Source organism: Caulobacter sp. D5, from assembly GCF_003185805.1.
Classification (GTDB): domain Bacteria; phylum Pseudomonadota; class Alphaproteobacteria; order Caulobacterales; family Caulobacteraceae; genus Caulobacter.
The window spans coordinates 1-13,344 of sequence record NZ_QHJY01000146.1 but is presented as its reverse complement, the minus strand read 5'-3'; the positions used below and the strand labels follow the sequence as shown (position 1 = coordinate 13,344).

Annotated in this window: 17 protein-coding genes and 1 pseudogene; 10 read left to right on the top strand and 8 right to left on the bottom strand. The window is 68.7% G+C overall.

Annotated features, from left to right (window positions below):
- A pseudogene (locus DMC18_RS10755) lies at positions 1–294 on the bottom strand (hypothetical protein); the annotation flags it as partial.
- A gap of 374 nt (positions 295–668) precedes the next feature.
- Between DMC18_RS10755 and DMC18_RS10750 the strand changes: the two are divergent.
- Entirely contained in the window at positions 669–1,154 is a 486-nt protein-coding gene (locus DMC18_RS10750; RefSeq protein ID WP_110121322.1) for a ribonuclease H, read from the top strand.
- Positions 1,155–1,292: 138 nt separating this feature from the next.
- On the opposite strand, the gene DMC18_RS10745 is transcribed toward DMC18_RS10750, so the two are convergent.
- Positions 1,293–1,670: a methylglyoxal synthase gene (locus DMC18_RS10745; protein ID WP_110132927.1), complete on the bottom strand. Its 378-nt coding sequence runs from the start codon at positions 1,668–1,670 to the stop codon at positions 1,293–1,295.
- A 178-nt stretch (positions 1,671–1,848) separates the two neighbouring features.
- On the opposite strand from DMC18_RS10745, the gene DMC18_RS10740 reads away from it, so the two are divergent.
- From DMC18_RS10740 to DMC18_RS10725, 4 genes are all read left to right on the top strand, one after another.
- Complete coding sequence (locus tag DMC18_RS10740) at positions 1,849–3,060, top strand: glycosyl hydrolase 53 family protein (RefSeq protein ID WP_110118440.1); 1,212 nt, start codon at positions 1,849–1,851, stop codon at positions 3,058–3,060.
- Positions 3,061–3,230: 170 nt separating this feature from the next.
- Positions 3,231–4,493, top strand: coding sequence for a trypsin-like serine protease (locus DMC18_RS10735; RefSeq protein WP_158285897.1), 1,263 nt, complete (start codon positions 3,231–3,233; stop codon positions 4,491–4,493).
- Positions 4,490–5,200 (top strand): TIGR02594 family protein, encoded by a 711-nt coding sequence (locus DMC18_RS10730; RefSeq protein ID WP_110118442.1) that lies wholly within the window; start codon positions 4,490–4,492, stop codon positions 5,198–5,200. The genes DMC18_RS10735 and DMC18_RS10730 overlap by 4 nt, the downstream gene beginning before the upstream one ends.
- A 17-nt stretch (positions 5,201–5,217) precedes the next feature.
- Positions 5,218–5,475: a hypothetical protein gene (locus DMC18_RS10725; protein WP_110118443.1), complete on the top strand. Its 258-nt coding sequence runs from the start codon at positions 5,218–5,220 to the stop codon at positions 5,473–5,475.
- An 8-nt stretch (positions 5,476–5,483) separates the two neighbouring features.
- Here DMC18_RS10725 and DMC18_RS10720 read toward each other — a convergent pair whose 3' ends face one another.
- Together DMC18_RS10720 and DMC18_RS10715 are read right to left on the bottom strand one after the other, a co-directional pair.
- Positions 5,484–7,082 carry a peptide chain release factor 3 gene (locus tag DMC18_RS10720; protein ID WP_110118444.1) on the bottom strand — a complete coding sequence of 533 codons (1,599 nt, stop codon included), beginning with the start codon at positions 7,080–7,082 and terminating at the stop codon, positions 5,484–5,486.
- A 68-nt stretch (positions 7,083–7,150) separates the two neighbouring features.
- Positions 7,151–8,719 (bottom strand): hypothetical protein, encoded by a 1,569-nt coding sequence (locus DMC18_RS10715; RefSeq protein WP_110118445.1) that lies wholly within the window; start codon positions 8,717–8,719, stop codon positions 7,151–7,153.
- A 226-nt stretch (positions 8,720–8,945) separates the two neighbouring features.
- Between DMC18_RS10715 and DMC18_RS25990 the strand changes: the two genes are divergently transcribed.
- Complete coding sequence (locus tag DMC18_RS25990; RefSeq protein ID WP_158285896.1) at positions 8,946–9,083, top strand: hypothetical protein; 138 nt, start codon at positions 8,946–8,948, stop codon at positions 9,081–9,083.
- A gap of 16 nt (positions 9,084–9,099) precedes the next feature.
- Here DMC18_RS25990 and DMC18_RS10710 read toward each other — a convergent pair whose 3' ends face one another.
- Positions 9,100–9,480, bottom strand: a complete 381-nt coding sequence (locus DMC18_RS10710) for a hypothetical protein (protein ID WP_110118446.1) — start codon at positions 9,478–9,480, stop codon at positions 9,100–9,102.
- Between the two features lie 138 nt (positions 9,481–9,618).
- Positions 9,619–9,948 carry a DUF1491 family protein gene (locus DMC18_RS10705; protein WP_110118447.1) on the bottom strand — a complete coding sequence of 110 codons (330 nt, stop codon included), beginning with the start codon at positions 9,946–9,948 and terminating at the stop codon, positions 9,619–9,621.
- 69 nt (positions 9,949–10,017) lie between these two features.
- Here DMC18_RS10705 and DMC18_RS10700 point away from each other — a divergent pair, with 69 nt between their 5' ends.
- Together DMC18_RS10700 and DMC18_RS10695 are read left to right on the top strand one after the other, a co-directional pair.
- Complete coding sequence (locus DMC18_RS10700) at positions 10,018–10,917, top strand: hypothetical protein (protein ID WP_233248123.1); 900 nt, start codon at positions 10,018–10,020, stop codon at positions 10,915–10,917.
- Between the two features lie 55 nt (positions 10,918–10,972).
- A complete protein-coding gene (locus DMC18_RS10695; protein WP_110118449.1) occupies positions 10,973–11,719 on the top strand; it encodes an exonuclease domain-containing protein in 747 nt (248 codons plus the stop codon).
- 36 nt (positions 11,720–11,755) lie between these two features.
- On the opposite strand, the gene DMC18_RS10690 is transcribed toward DMC18_RS10695, so the two are convergent.
- Both DMC18_RS10690 and DMC18_RS10685 read right to left on the bottom strand, forming a co-directional pair.
- Complete coding sequence (locus DMC18_RS10690) at positions 11,756–12,160, bottom strand: MliC family protein (RefSeq protein WP_110118450.1); 405 nt, start codon at positions 12,158–12,160, stop codon at positions 11,756–11,758.
- A gap of 67 nt (positions 12,161–12,227) precedes the next feature.
- Positions 12,228–12,542 (bottom strand): metalloregulator ArsR/SmtB family transcription factor, encoded by a 315-nt coding sequence (locus DMC18_RS10685; RefSeq protein WP_110118451.1) that lies wholly within the window; start codon positions 12,540–12,542, stop codon positions 12,228–12,230.
- Positions 12,543–12,631: 89 nt separating this feature from the next.
- Between DMC18_RS10685 and DMC18_RS10680 the strand changes: the two genes are divergently transcribed.
- Together DMC18_RS10680 and DMC18_RS10675 are read left to right on the top strand one after the other, a co-directional pair.
- A complete protein-coding gene (locus DMC18_RS10680; RefSeq protein WP_110118452.1) occupies positions 12,632–13,045 on the top strand; it encodes a hypothetical protein in 414 nt (137 codons plus the stop codon).
- Positions 13,042–13,344 (top strand): hypothetical protein (locus tag DMC18_RS10675; protein WP_199232563.1); only part of this gene is annotated, 303 nt, incomplete at its 3' end. The genes DMC18_RS10680 and DMC18_RS10675, both read left to right, overlap by 4 nt.

The window sequence follows — 13,344 nt, the reverse complement described above, 5'->3', positions numbered from 1 at the left end:
CTCGGCCTGGGCCGCGCCTTTACGCAAGGCGGCGGCGTCGCCGGTGCGGCGGGCCACCTCGCGCCAGACCACGGCGGCTTCCAGCAGGCGAACCGCGCGGTCCTTGCAGCCGATGCGGCCGGCCGCGACATCGGCGGCGCGGGCCTCGTTGGTCAGCAGGCGCAGGTCCATCAGTTCCAGCAGCGCGGTGTCGCCGCCGGTCAGCCCTTCGCGATGGGCGGCGGCATGGGACACGCGGCCCTGGCCATCGACGCCCAGCAACCGCTTCAGGTCCCGTCCAACGAATTCGAACATCGCTCGCGCACTCCGCACCCGGATCGTCCCACCTCGGCACGCCCGAGATGGATTTAACGCGATATCAGCAAAACCGGAGCCAACGCTCTTAACAAGGGGTTAACAGGTGTGAATCCGCCGTTAACCACGAATATTCAGATCACATTAACTTTGATCGCCGCAGCGGCCCGGAAATCTGAGTTTTTGACCCATTTTGGCACGCTTTTTGCTTGATCGATCCACAACCAGCGGGCGGTGCGGTTGCACGAATTATAACTTCGTTCATCGAAGTGAAAATGACGTTAACCCTAAGATTTAGGCCCTTGTTTACATTTTGTTCAGGGTCGTTACCGCACGGAGTGGCGAATTCCGACGCAAGGCGCTAGGAAACCGCCATGACCAGCCCCGCCGTGACCCTCTGGACCGCCGCCCTCTGCAAGCAGGATCCCGGCTATGGCGGCTGGGCGTTCGTCCGCAGGCAGGACGGTGAGTCGGGCGCGGCGGCGATCAAGGGCGCGGCCGGCGGCGAGCGCCGCACCAGCCTGGCGAAGATGAGTCTCACGGCGCTGATCGAGGCGCTGACCAGCCTGTCGGACCTGCCGGCCGATGCGGCCGTGACCCTGCGCTTCGCCGATCCCGCCCTGGCCGGCGAACTGGTCGCCAGCGACGGCGCCTATGCGGCAGCCGAACCCGAAGCCTGGGCCGCCGCCCGCACCCTGGTCGCCGCCCGCCCGGTGCTGAACCTGGTCCCGCTGGCGGCCGGCGCGCCGGCGAGCGGGTTCCTGACGGCCTGGGCCGAGTTCGGGCTCGACACGAGCAAGAGCCGCGGCAGCTTCAAGGCCGCGATCCCCAAGCCGAATTTGCTGAAGTTTCCGGGGTAAAGACCCTCCCCCTGAAGGGGGAGGTGTCGGCGAAGCCGACGGAGGGGGATGTGGCTGGTGAGACAGCAACCGCCTCGAACTAAGAAGGACTTCCCCCTCCGGCCCTTCGGGCCACCTCCCCCTTCAGGGGGAGGGTCTTCAACCCAACCCCTTCACCACCAGCGTCGCCGTCGCCGCGTTGCACGCGAACGGGATGTCGGCGAGGGGGGCCAGGCGGATCAGGGCCTTGACGTCGACGTCGTGCGGCTGGGGCGACAGCGGGTCGACGAAGAAGATCAGGATATCGAGCCGGCCCTCGGCGATCATCGCGCCCAGCTGCTGATCGCCGCCCAGGGGGCCGCTCTTGAGGCGGGTCAGCTGCAGCTGCGGCAGGGCCTGCAGGATGCGGCCGCCGGTGGTGCCGGTGCCGTAGAGCACGTGCTTTTCCAGGAACGCCGCGTGGACCAGGGCCCAGTCGACCAGCTCGGCCTTCTTGTCGTCGTGGGCCACGAGGCCGATGGCGAGCTGGCGGGTCATGCGGGACGGCTCCGGTTGAAGGCGTCCCTCCTATAGCGGCTGTCGCGGCGACCGCCAGCCACCCCTTCCCTTCGGCGGGCCGCTTCCCTTTTCACGCGCAATGCCGCTAGGATACATATTGAAACGATATCTCAAATAATGAGATCGCCAGTCACGGCGATCCTGGAGGAAGACGCCGATGACCCTGGACCGCCGCGCCTTCGCCATGGGCCTGACCGCCCTGCCCCTGCTGTCGGCCGCGCCGCACGCCCATGCGGGCACGCCGGGCGCGCGTCCCGGTCCGTTCCTGCTGGGCGCCGACATCACCTGGATTCCGCAGGACGAGGCCGACGGGGCGACCTTCTACGCCAATGGCCAGAAGCGCGACATCCTGGCGATCCTGGGCGAGGCCGGCTTCAACGCCATCAAGATCCGCATCTTCGTCAATCCCGAGAACGGCTACTCCAAGGGCCGCAAGACCGATCCCTGGGCCGGCCTTGGCCAGACCATCGCCATGGCCAGGCGGATCAAGGCCGCCGGCATGCACCTGACGATCAGCTTCCACTACAGCGACAACTGGGCCGATCCGCAGAAGCAGGTGAAACCCGCCGCCTGGACCGAACTGCCGTTCGACGCGCTGGTCAAGGCGGTCGGCGACCACACCCGCACGGTGCTGAGCGCCCTGACCAAGGCCGGCGCCAGGCCCGACATGGTAGTGATCGGCAACGAGATCACCTTCGGCATGCTGTGGCCCGACGGCCGCGTGCCCCTGCCCGTCCCTACCGGCAACCCGGCCACCGACGCGGTGCACCTGAACGTTCCCGACGCCGGCGGCTTCGACAAGCTGGCCAAACTGCTCAGCGCGGGCCTCGACGCCTCGCGCGAGACCGTGCCGGGCGTGAAGACCAGCCTGCACAACCATCTGGGTCGCCACTGGACGATCGTCAGCCACTGGACCGACAGCCTTCTGGCGCGCGGCGTGCGCTTCGACGCCGTCGGCTTCTCCTGCTACCAGCAGGCGGCCGAGGGCGACTGGGCCAACACCTTCACGCGGTTCGGCGAGCGCTATCGCGACCACGGCTTCTACGTGGCGGAGTATTCCAGCCGGAAGCGCTACGTGAACGATCTCGTCTTCGACGCGCCCGGCCAGCGCGGCTGGGGCACATTCATCTGGGAGCCGACCCGGCACCAGGAGGCGATCTTCGACCAGGACGGTCACAACGCCGGCGAAGGCCCCCGCCCCAACCTGCTGTCGCAAGGCATCAACGCCGCCGAGGCCCCCGGCGCGGCGATCGCCGGCGCCCCGCCCTCGCCGCCCGAAAAGACCAAACACGGCGGCCGCTACGACGCCAACGCCTTCATGGAGCTCTATCGGCAGATGGCGCGGGATTATGGGGCGCCCAGAGCGTGAGCGGACGATCCGCCTTCAGGCTCTCGATCATAAAACTCGCCACGGAAATACACGCAAAGAGAGAAACATTCTTCTCCGCACGCCCGTCATGGTTAATGGTGAAGCTGTAGCTTCACCAGACGGACAGCCCGATGCGCGCGTTCCCATTGGAGAGTAACGCCAAGCGCCGCATGCTCAGCCATCTGGCTCGATTTGTGTTGGGGATGTTCGCCCTCGCCGCGGCGACATCGGCGGCCGGGTCCGATCGGCTCACGGTCGACACCGTGCAGGCGGACTGGCTGGCTCAGCCTCGTATGGTGGCGAGAGAGTTCGCCGGCGAGGCGCTGTCCCTTTACCGGACCACCAGCCTGGCCCCCGCCGCGGGTTCGATCGCCATCAACTATCCGAACGGTGACATCGAGATGTGCAGCGGCGCGCTGGTCGCCCCGCGTCAGGTGCTCACAGCCGCCCACTGCGTCTGCGGCAAGCCCTATACCGCCGACTACGGACCGGACACAGCCGCCTGCTCGAAAACGCTGGCCGATCTTCGGATCAGCGTCTATCTGCCGAGTTCGGGCTTCTTCGAAGCTTCGGCCCCCGCCATCGTTCATCCTCGCTACCTGGCCGACGACGACAGCGTGGGTTTGCGTCGCCGGTCGGTTTTCGACCTGGCGATCATCACCCTTGACCGGACACCTTCGGCGCGCCCCTTGCCCCGCGCAAGGATCGACCCGCGCATGGTGCAGGTCGGCTATGGCCTGCTCGCCGAAACGCCCCCCACCAGCCTCGATCTCGAAAATCAGCCTACGGGCGGCAATCAGGAATACCTCCCTGGGGTCGGCCAGGCCGCTATGCAGACCATCCGTGCGGGCAAGACCGATTGCGGCCTGCATGCGCCGCCGGAAGCGGTCTGCGCCGCCTACAGCCCGCTCCCCGTACTTGACCCTCGCGGCCACTCAACAACGGCCTGCGGCGGCGACTCCGGCGCGCCGCTGCTGGCCTTCCGTGACGGCCAGGTCGTCGGTGTCGCCGCCGTGGCCTTCTTGGTCGCCGGCTCCAGCAGCGACCCTGAAGCCTGCCTGCGGGCCGGCGCCCGCTACACGCTCTATACCGACCTTTCCTGGCCCGAGGTCGCCCGCTGGCTGGACGCCGAACTGCGCCCCTCGGCCGTCGACGCCGAGGGCCTTGTATGCGGCGACAACCCGCTGAGTGCGGAGGATCCGGACGTGCGTCTGGTGGATGGCCCCGAGATCGTTTCGGCCAGCGCCATTCGGCGACGCGGCGCCCTGGCGCCGCGTATCGCGATCGAAGGCGCCGCCCCCAGCGACTGCACGACGGACGAGGGTCGGGTCGCAATCTCCTGTCGCATAACCCCCGGCCGCAGGCCGATCGTTCGCCATGAGGGCCCGGTGCAAGTCACCGCCTGCTGGTCTCCCCAAAGGAGTGGTTCATGACCTTGTCCCGCCGCGGCCTCTTCGCCGCTCCAGCCCTCGCGACCAGCGTCGTGGCGTCCACGGTCGCTGCGCAGCCGCAGTCCACGCCGCAGGGGGACTCGATCTTCGCCGATTTCATCGGACCGCAGTTCGATCCGGAGCACGATCATCGCAATGCTGCGATCGGCACGGGTTCACCACTGCATGACGAGATCGCCGTCGCGGTCCGCCTGTTGCTGGGCGCGGGAAAATACGACCATCACCTGGACGTCGCCCGCTACTTCCAGAATATCAAGGAGCGCAATATCCAGGGCGAGCCCTACAATCGAGAATGGTCCAAGCGGGGCAATCCGCTGATCACCGGCCTGTTTTCGATGACCCAAACTTTGCCGGCGAAGGGCGACGAAACGCCCTGGTGCGCGGCCTTCGTCAGCTTCTGCCTCTACGCCGCCGGTCGGCCCACCCAAAGAACGGCCCGTGCGCGCGACTACGTCGGCTATCGCAACCAGGCCCGGACGTCGGATCCGCGCCCTGGCGACCTCGCCGTCTTCAAACGCAACGAGGCCGACGGCCACGTCGGCTTCTTCACGCGCTGGCAGACCAACGCCGCCGGCGCTCGAACCGGCAAGTTCATGGTGCTGGGCGGCAACCAGAGCGACGGGGTCAGCGAGGCCGCCTATCCGACGGCGAAAACCGCATTGATCGGCTTCTACCGCGTAGACGACTAACCAGGGAACGCAACGCCATGAGCGACCAGGAAGACCAGAAGCCGCCCCTCGCCCCGCAAGACGCCCTGCCCCGCAACGCTGTTGCGGACAAAGCGCCCGTACCGGAACCGCAGGCGAATCCCGCCGACGCCCCGAAGATCGTGGCGCCGCGGCTCACCGGCCTTGCGCGCCTGCGGCAGTTCTTCGTGCAGCGCCTTGGTGGGCCGCAGGGCGCGACCATCTGCATCGTCTGCGGACGCGTGAAGGTGAACGGTCACTGCCCGAAGCACGGCTAGCGCCGAGACTACCCCCGCTCCTTCGTCCGCTCGAAGCGCACCTTCGGGTAGCGCTCGGCGACGTAGTTGATCTCCCAGCCGCTCTTGCCGAGGAACACCGGCTGGTCGTCGATGTCGCGGCCCATGGCCGTCTTGTGCTTGTTCTCGAAGTCCTCGACGTCGGCGCGCTCGCCGACCAGCCAGCGGGCCTCGGCGTAGGGGCTGTTCTCGAAGATCACGTCCAGCTGGTACTCGTTGGCCAGGCGGTCGGCCATGACTTCGAACTGCAGCTGGCCGACGGCGCCGACGATGAAGTCGGAGCCGATCATCGGGCGGAACAGCTGGGTGACGCCTTCCTCGGCCAGGCCTTCCAGCGCCTTCTTCAGGTGCTTGGCCTTCAGCGGATCCTTGACCCGGACGCGGCGCAGGATTTCCGGGGCGAAGTTGGGCAGGCCCGCAAAACGCAGGGCGCCGCTCTCCGACAGGCTGTCGCCCACCCGCAGCACGCCGTGGTTCGGAATCCCGATGACGTCGCCGGCGAAGGCGTCCTCGGCCAGTTCGCGATCGCTGGCGAAGAACATGATCGGCGCGTTGACGCTCATGGCCTTGCCGGTGTTCTGGGCCTTCAGCTTCATGCCGCGGGTGAAGCGGCCGCTGGTCAGGCGCAGGAAGGCGATCCGGTCGCGGTGATTGGGGTCCATGTTGGCCTGGACCTTGAAGACGAAGCCCGAGACCTCGCCGTCGCCCGGGGCGACATGGGTCTCGGCCCCGGCCTTGCTGGCCTTGGCCGGCTTGGGCGCGGGCGCATAGGCGCCGATGCCGGCCAGCAGCTGGTCGACGCCGAAGTGGCGCAGGGCCGAGCCGAAGAACACCGGCGTCATGTGGCCTTCCAGGAACGACTGCACGTCGAACGGCTTGCCGGCCTCGGTGACCAGCATGGCGTTCTCTTCCAGCTCGGCGCGCTCGTCGGGCTCGAGATACTGGACGATGGCGTTGCCGTTGAAGGCGACGGCGTCGGGGTGGCCTTCCTCGTCGGTCGAGCTCTTCTTGGCGTAGGGCAGGAACTGCTGGCTGCGCAGGTCGAGCATGCCCTTGAAGCGCCCGCCCGAGCCGGCCGGCCAGTAGAGCGGCGCGGGGTCGAGGGCCAGCTTCGACGAGACCTCGTCGAGCAGCTCGAACGGGTCCTGGGCCTCGCGGTCCATCTTGTTGATGAAGGTGATGATCGGGATGTCGCGCAGGCGGCACACCTCGAACAGCTTCAGGGTCTGGGGCTCGATGCCCTTGGCGGCGTCCAGCACCATGACCGCGGCGTCGGCGGCGGTGAGGGTGCGGTAGGTGTCTTCCGAGAAGTCCTCGTGGCCCGGGGTGTCCAGCAGGTTGAACATCAGGCCGTCGTGGTCGAACGTCATCACCGACGCCGAGACCGAGATGCCGCGCTCGCGTTCGATCTTCATCCAGTCCGACTGGGTGCGTCGCGCCTGGCCGCGCGCCCGCACCGCGCCGGCCGCGCGGATCGCCCCGCCGGCCAGCAGCAGGTTTTCCGTCAGCGTCGTCTTGCCGGCGTCGGGGTGGCTGATGATGGCGAAGGTGCGCCGACGGGCGGCTTCAGCGGCGGGAGAGGTGCTCATCCGGCCGAACTACCGCCCCCGCGCGCCCTTGTCACCTTTTCCGGGACGGGAACCGGCCCCGCCCTGTCTCAGTCGACGGGTTTGGCGGCAGGGGCCCTGGCCGGGGCGGCCGTGGACGCCGGCGTCGGCGCCGCCGGCTCGTCCGCCTTGCCTTCCAGCTCCTTGAGCAGATTGGCCGCCACGCGCGCGGGACCGCCGCCATGCGGGTTGCCCGCGATCGGCGCCAGCATCTGGCGGGCCACGCCGTACTGACCCGCGCGGATGAACAGGCGCGCGGCCTTCAATCTGATCTGGGGGCTCTGCGGCGCGATCTCCGCCGCCCGGAAAATGACGTTCAGCGTGTTCTCGGAAGGCTCGCGGTCGAAAGAGCGCGCCTCGGCATAGCCATAGAGCGTCAGGTAGTTGTCGTCGTCGACCTTGTGGGCGCGCCCCAGATACCTGGTCGCCTCGGCGTAGATCGCCTTGACCTGGTCCGGATCGGCGTCGCGGGCCGCAGCCAGGCGGCTGTAGGCCAGGACCTGCAGGGCCTCAAGATCGGCGGGGCGCTCGTCGAGCAGCGTCTTGAGGATCTTCTCGCCGACGGCGCGATCGCCCAGGTCGCACTCGGCGCGGGCCAGGACCAGGCGGCTGTAGAATTCGTCGGGGCGTTTGGCGGCCAGTTCCCGCACCTTCTGCAGCAGGGCCGGCGCGTCCTCCCTGGAGACTTCGCGCTTGAGCTGCTGGGCCTCGAGGATCAGGTCGTCGGCGCCCGCGGGCATGCGGGTGAAGGTGATCTGGGGCGTCGGCGGCGTGCGCGTGACGCCCACGCCCATCAGCGACTTGCGCATGTAGGACTTGAGATTGCGCTCCAGGCCCTTGGAATCCTCGCCATAGACCGCGGTCCAGCTTTCCATGGCCGGTTTCCCGGCGCGGATCGCCTCGAAATAGTCCTGGAGTTTCGCGCGGCGCACCTTGTCGGTCCAGACGTAATGGGTCAGCAGCCAGGATTGCGAATAGAAGGCCTGGACGTCGTCGCGCTCCAGGTCGCTGGGGCGCTTGGACAGGATGTCTTCCATCGGCAGCCAGCGCTCGTTCACCAGCGAATAGGCCCGGCTGGAGTTGTAGTTGCCGATGATCGCCTTCTTGGGCTGAAGGTCGGCGGTCATGTAGTATTCCGCCAGGCCCTCGACCATCCAGCCGGGATAGCCGCCCGGGAAGTTCTGCATCATGAAGTGGTGCGTGTATTCGTGCAGGACCGTGTCGTCGCCCTTGGTCTTGTCGTTGTCGTCGTCGCTGCGAATGGCCAGGAAGAAGATATCGTCGAGCGAGCGCAGATAGACGCCGCGGAGCGTGTCGCTGGCCTCCGGATGGGCGCGGCGCAGCTGGCGTGAATTGGCCACCAGGTAGACCGGAAGCTTGCGAGGGGTCGAAGCCTGGGTGCGGTTGTGCAGGATGCGCAGGACGCTGTCGAAATCCTCCAGCATCGTCACGTATTCGCGCAGCAGGGTCTCGCTGCGATCCGAATAGACGATGAAATGCTCGCTCTCGGCCCGCAGCCAGCGGCCGGGCGCATCGGCGCTCTGCGCCGCCTTAGCGGCGACCGCCGTCTGATCCTGCGCCCGCGCCACGGCCGGCGCCGCGCCAAGGCCAAAAGCCATCGCGCCCGTCGCGCAGGCGAGCAAGAACTCACGGAAAGCCACTGTAATCCCCCAACCGCAACCCAACGTGGATATGGAGGAGAAGGCCGGCGCCTGACAAGCCGCCTCCGGGGCGCGAACGGCCGCCGACGCAAAAAACCCTGTGCACGCTATGGGATTGGAGTCATGCTGCTCGCGTCGCCGACGTTCGGCCCCCGAGAGCCGTCGGGGCGACGGAGGAACCGACATGGCCCTGGCCGAAGACCCTCGCCGCCACATCCGTCACCGTTCCCTGGGGCAAAGCACGCTTTGCCTGGGCACGGTCCTGGCTGGACTGGTGGTTCTCGCCCTCGCCCTGAACCTGCTGGCCGGCCTGCTGATCTAGCAGTCCGCCCCGCGCGTCAGGCGGCCAGCCGACGCCAGACCTGGCGATCGGCTTCCAGATTGGTCAGTTGGCCGACCTTCTGACGCTGGTGCAGCGCGCCCATGACCTCGATGCCGATCTGGGCGTAGCGCACCTGCACCTGCTCGATCAGGCAGCCCCGGGCCGGGGCGATGAACAGGGCCGCGTTGATCTCCGGCGCCTTGGCGATCACCAGGGCGGCCAGGCGCTTGGCCTTCTCGACCTGCTTGTGATGCAGCAGCGGCTCCTGGGCGTAGAGTTCCTTGCCCAGCTCGGCGACGAAGTTCAGCGACAGGGCCGCGAAACGGTCGCGCGTCATCGGCGGCGACAGTTCGGCGGCGTCCAGGCTGAGCACGACGTCGTTCATCAAAAAGAGCATGGGCGGTTTGCGGGGGCTGCCAGGAGACCTGCGTCATCCTGCCGCGCCGGACTTTCGGTCTGGTTTAGCGGCAAGGTTAATGCTGTGGATCGTTGCAGAGAACTTTGTTCCCCCAAATCCGGCGTAGAGGGGGCGCCGTCAGGCCTCGACCGGCTCGGTCAGGAAGTGACGGCCCTCGCGGTCCTCGATCTCGACCACCCAGACGTCCGGGTCGATGCGGGCGGCGCGTTCGGCATAGGCGTCGAGGTCGGGCTCGAAGTCCGAGCGGATCGGCTGCATCCACACCCGCTCGCCGTCGCCGCGCGTGGCCTCGCTATAGAGCCGCACGGTTCCGGCCCGGCGATCGACCACCTTGACCAGCACCGCGCCGGCCCGGACGTCGCCCTTGCGGGCCACCATGGCGAAGGCGCCGCCCAGTTCGGCGCGGCGGATCAGCGCGCCCACCCAGAGATCCGTCGAAAGAAGCATCGCTAACCGAACCGCAACCAGGGGCGGCTAAGGTCCGCCCGAACATCCTCTCTCGCAGAATACGAGAAAATGGCCACCAAGAAGATTGACCGCGCGCGCAAGCGGCGCTCGATGGCGATCGTGTTCGCCCTCGCGTCCCTGTGCGCGGCCCAGACGGCGGCCGCCACGCCCTCCGACCTTTTCTACGAACGCAGCCTGATGAGCGCCGCCGGCGCGCGCTGCGGCCTGTTCAGCCCGTCGCTGTCGGGCGCCCTGGACGCGGGCAAGGCCCAGGCCCGGGGCGCGGCCCTGCGCGCCGGCGCCAGCAGCGACCAGTTGGACGGCGTGCAGCAGCGCGCCCACGCCAAGGCCGCCTCCGTGCCCTGCAATTCCAAGGACCTGGGCACCGCCGCCGGCCGGGTGCGCAAGGCCTTCGAAGGCTACGCCCTGCTGCAGCGGATGAACTATCCGGGCGACCGCGCCACCTGGATAGCCGACCGCGCCAGCTCGGCGACCATCCCGTTCTGGCGGCTGTCGCAGCCGTCGAACTTCGGCGGCGACCGCCTGGTGTTCGGCCTGGCCGGGCGCAACATCGAGCTGCTGGCCGTGGCGACCTTCGCCGATGGCGCGCGCCCCTACGCCGCCCGCCTGGTGATGCGCGACCCGACCCGCACCCAGGGACCGTACCTGAAGGCCCGCAACGGCGGGGGCCTTGCCGACAACGCCGCCCCGCGCGTCGCCAGCCGGGTGTTCGGGGCCGAGACCCGCGATTCCGCGCCCGCCCCCACCCTGCTGCCGACCAGCGCCAAGACCGGCATGGGCTTCCGCTTTCCGCGCGAGGCCGGCGACGTCATCGCCCGGCTCGACCCGCGCGAGGCGATCACCATCGAGTTCGTGATCCAGGGCCGCGACGGCGGCGAGACCGTGCGCCGGGCCTATGTGGAAGTGGGCGATTTCGCCGCCGGCCGGGCCTTCCTGCGCGTCAGCTGACAGATTTGGGACCGCGCCGTTTGGCGCGGCGGCTAGCGGGGGCCATATTGGCTCCATGCAGCGCGTCCGCGTCATCGACCTGGAGACCGCCGGAAACGGCCCGCACGACGTCTGCGAGATCGGCTGGCAGGACGTGGTCCAAGACGCCGACGGCCAGTGGCGCGTCGACGACGGGGCTCGCGGCGCACAGTTGATCAATCCCGGCCGCCCGATCTCGCCCGAGACCATGGCCGTGCACCACATCCTCGACGCCGACGTCGCCGGCGCGCCGTTCTGGAAGGACGCCGCGCCCGACGTGCTGCGGCCCGACGGCGGCGTCCAGGCGCTGGCGGCGCACCGGGCCAGCTTCGAGCAGCGCTACTGCACGCCGAAGCTGGCGGGAACCACGCCGTGGATCTGCACCTGGAAATGCGCGCTGCGCCTGTGGCCGCACCTTCAGAGCTTCTCCAACCAGATGCTGCGCTATCAGCGCATGCCGCAGGGCCTGGTGCACCCGCTGGGCCTGCCCGCCCACCGCGCCCTGCCCGACGCCTATGTCACCGCCCACCACCTGCGCGACATGCTCAACGCCGCCTCGCTGGAGCAGCTGCTGGCCTGGAGCGAGCAGCCGGGCCTGCTGCCCCGCGTGCCCACCGGCGCCCATCGCGGCAAGACCTGGGACCAGCTCGACGGCGACGCTCTGCTGACCCTGGCCAAGGACCGCGACGTCAACCTGCGCTTCAGCGCCGAGACCGAGCTTCGCCGGCGGGGGGATGCGGTGGAGGTCGTTGAGGCGGAGCCCAAGCAGCGCACGCTGCTTTGAAGCCCCTCTCTCAAAGAGAGAGAGGGTTTCCTTGATCTACCCCGCCTCGGACGGGGCCAGGCACTCGACCGGCTTGCCGCTGGCGACGTCCTCGCCCGGCTTGAGCTCGGAGACCAGGCCGTCGGTCATGCCCTTGGTCCACCATTGCAGGCCCTCGCCCACATAGCGGGCTCCGCTGGCCGACATGGCGACGGTGAGGGTGCGGGTCTTGCCGCCGTACTCGACGACGGCGGTCTTGTCGTCGGGATAGCGGGCCTTCAGCGCCTGGCCGTCGGCGCAGGCGTAGACGATCTCCTTGACCGCCGGGGCGGCGGGGGCCGGCGGCGCGGGGCTCTGGGCCAGACCGTCGGGCGTGGGCGCGGGCTTGGGCGCCTGCGTCTTCCTCTCGCAGGCGGCCAGGGCCAGCACGGCCAGGCCGGCGACGAACAGCGGGCGGATCATCGGCAAGCTCCCCGAAAGCGAAGGTTCCACGCCTCTATAACGTCGGCTGGCCGACCTTCGTTGCCGATCACTCGCCGTCGCGGTCGGCCTTCAGCCGGGCGCTCTCGGCCCGCAGCGGCTTGGCGACCGGGCAGACCTCCTGGACGAAGTCGTTCAGCGTGTTGACCAGGCTGTCGCGCACCAGGCTGTAGTGCACGAACTGGCCGCGCTTCTCGCTGCGCACCAGGCCCGCGGCCTCCAGGATCGACAGGTGCTGCGACACCGCCGGCTTGGAGATCTCAAAGCGCGAGGCGATCTCGCCCGCCGTCAGGTCGGCATGAGCCAGATAGGCCAGGATCTTGCGCCGGACCGTCGACGACAGGGCTTCGAAAACACGCTGCATGCAGGGACATTTAAGCGCTTCGCTAATCGCTTGCAAATTAGTGGTGAGGTATTTAAGGAATAGCTTATAAAAAGCTCCAAGAGCCGATCGTGTCCCGTGCTCGTTCCAGCATCGCCCCGACCGTCGAACCGGGTGGATCCCAAGCCCGCTCCGCCCCGACGCTCACGACGATCACGGCGGCCTGGCTGGTCGGCTCGGCGACCGGTGCGGGCCTGGTCGGCGGCTATTTCCTCGTCGCCGCCCTGCTGATGATCAGCCTGCCCGTCGGCGCCACCCTGCACGCCTGCGGGTTCCGCTCCCGCCGGACCGGCGCGATCACCGGCGCCGTCCTCGTCGCCCTGGCCGTCGGCCTCTGGGTGGTTCCGGACATACCGCCGACGCCGGGCGTCGGCGCGCAGGAGGCGGCGGCCGCGGCCCTGACCATCGTGGCGGCGGCGATCGGCGGCGCTATCGTGGGCTGGGTCGTCGTGCGGACGGCCTACGGAAAGGCCACCGGACCATGAGCGACCATCTCAGCGGCGACAGGGCCTTCATGGTGCTGATGATGGCCACCGGGACCGGGTCGGTGCTGACGGCCCTGATGTTCGCCGTGCTGTTCGGCCTTCCGGCCATGAGCTGGGCCATCTTCATGGGGACCGCCGTGGCCGCCCTGGTCGTCTCCGGGCCGGTCTGGTGCGCCGGCCTGTTCCTGCTCGGCGGGCCGTGCTGGTGGTGGCTGCACCGGCGTGGCGTGCGCTCGCGCTGGGCCGGCGCCGTGGCCGGGGCCGTGCTGGCGGGCCTGACGGCCGCCGCCCTGGTCGCG

Excerpts from the sequence above, each read along its gene's own strand:
- DMC18_RS10750 (WP_110121322.1), top strand. The coding sequence starts at position 669 with ATGACCAGCCCCGCCGTGACCCTCTGGACCGCCGCCCTCTGCAAGCAG.
- DMC18_RS10745 (WP_110132927.1), bottom strand. The coding sequence starts at position 1,670 with ATGACCCGCCAGCTCGCCATCGGCCTCGTGGCCCACGACGACAAGAAG.
- DMC18_RS10740 (WP_110118440.1), top strand. The coding sequence starts at position 1,849 with ATGACCCTGGACCGCCGCGCCTTCGCCATGGGCCTGACCGCCCTGCCC.
- DMC18_RS10735 (WP_158285897.1), top strand. The coding sequence starts at position 3,231 with ATGCTCAGCCATCTGGCTCGATTTGTGTTGGGGATGTTCGCCCTCGCC.
- DMC18_RS10730 (WP_110118442.1), top strand. The coding sequence starts at position 4,490 with ATGACCTTGTCCCGCCGCGGCCTCTTCGCCGCTCCAGCCCTCGCGACC.
- DMC18_RS10725 (WP_110118443.1), top strand. The coding sequence starts at position 5,218 with ATGAGCGACCAGGAAGACCAGAAGCCGCCCCTCGCCCCGCAAGACGCC.
- DMC18_RS10720 (WP_110118444.1), bottom strand. The coding sequence starts at position 7,082 with ATGAGCACCTCTCCCGCCGCTGAAGCCGCCCGTCGGCGCACCTTCGCC.
- DMC18_RS10715 (WP_110118445.1), bottom strand. The coding sequence starts at position 8,719 with ATGGCTTTTGGCCTTGGCGCGGCGCCGGCCGTGGCGCGGGCGCAGGAT.
- DMC18_RS25990 (WP_158285896.1), top strand. The coding sequence starts at position 8,946 with ATGGCCCTGGCCGAAGACCCTCGCCGCCACATCCGTCACCGTTCCCTG.
- DMC18_RS10710 (WP_110118446.1), bottom strand. The coding sequence starts at position 9,480 with ATGCTCTTTTTGATGAACGACGTCGTGCTCAGCCTGGACGCCGCCGAA.
- DMC18_RS10705 (WP_110118447.1), bottom strand. The coding sequence starts at position 9,948 with ATGCTTCTTTCGACGGATCTCTGGGTGGGCGCGCTGATCCGCCGCGCC.
- DMC18_RS10700 (WP_233248123.1), top strand. The coding sequence starts at position 10,018 with ATGGCCACCAAGAAGATTGACCGCGCGCGCAAGCGGCGCTCGATGGCG.
- DMC18_RS10695 (WP_110118449.1), top strand. The coding sequence starts at position 10,973 with ATGCAGCGCGTCCGCGTCATCGACCTGGAGACCGCCGGAAACGGCCCG.
- DMC18_RS10690 (WP_110118450.1), bottom strand. The coding sequence starts at position 12,160 with ATGATCCGCCCGCTGTTCGTCGCCGGCCTGGCCGTGCTGGCCCTGGCC.
- DMC18_RS10685 (WP_110118451.1), bottom strand. The coding sequence starts at position 12,542 with ATGCAGCGTGTTTTCGAAGCCCTGTCGTCGACGGTCCGGCGCAAGATC.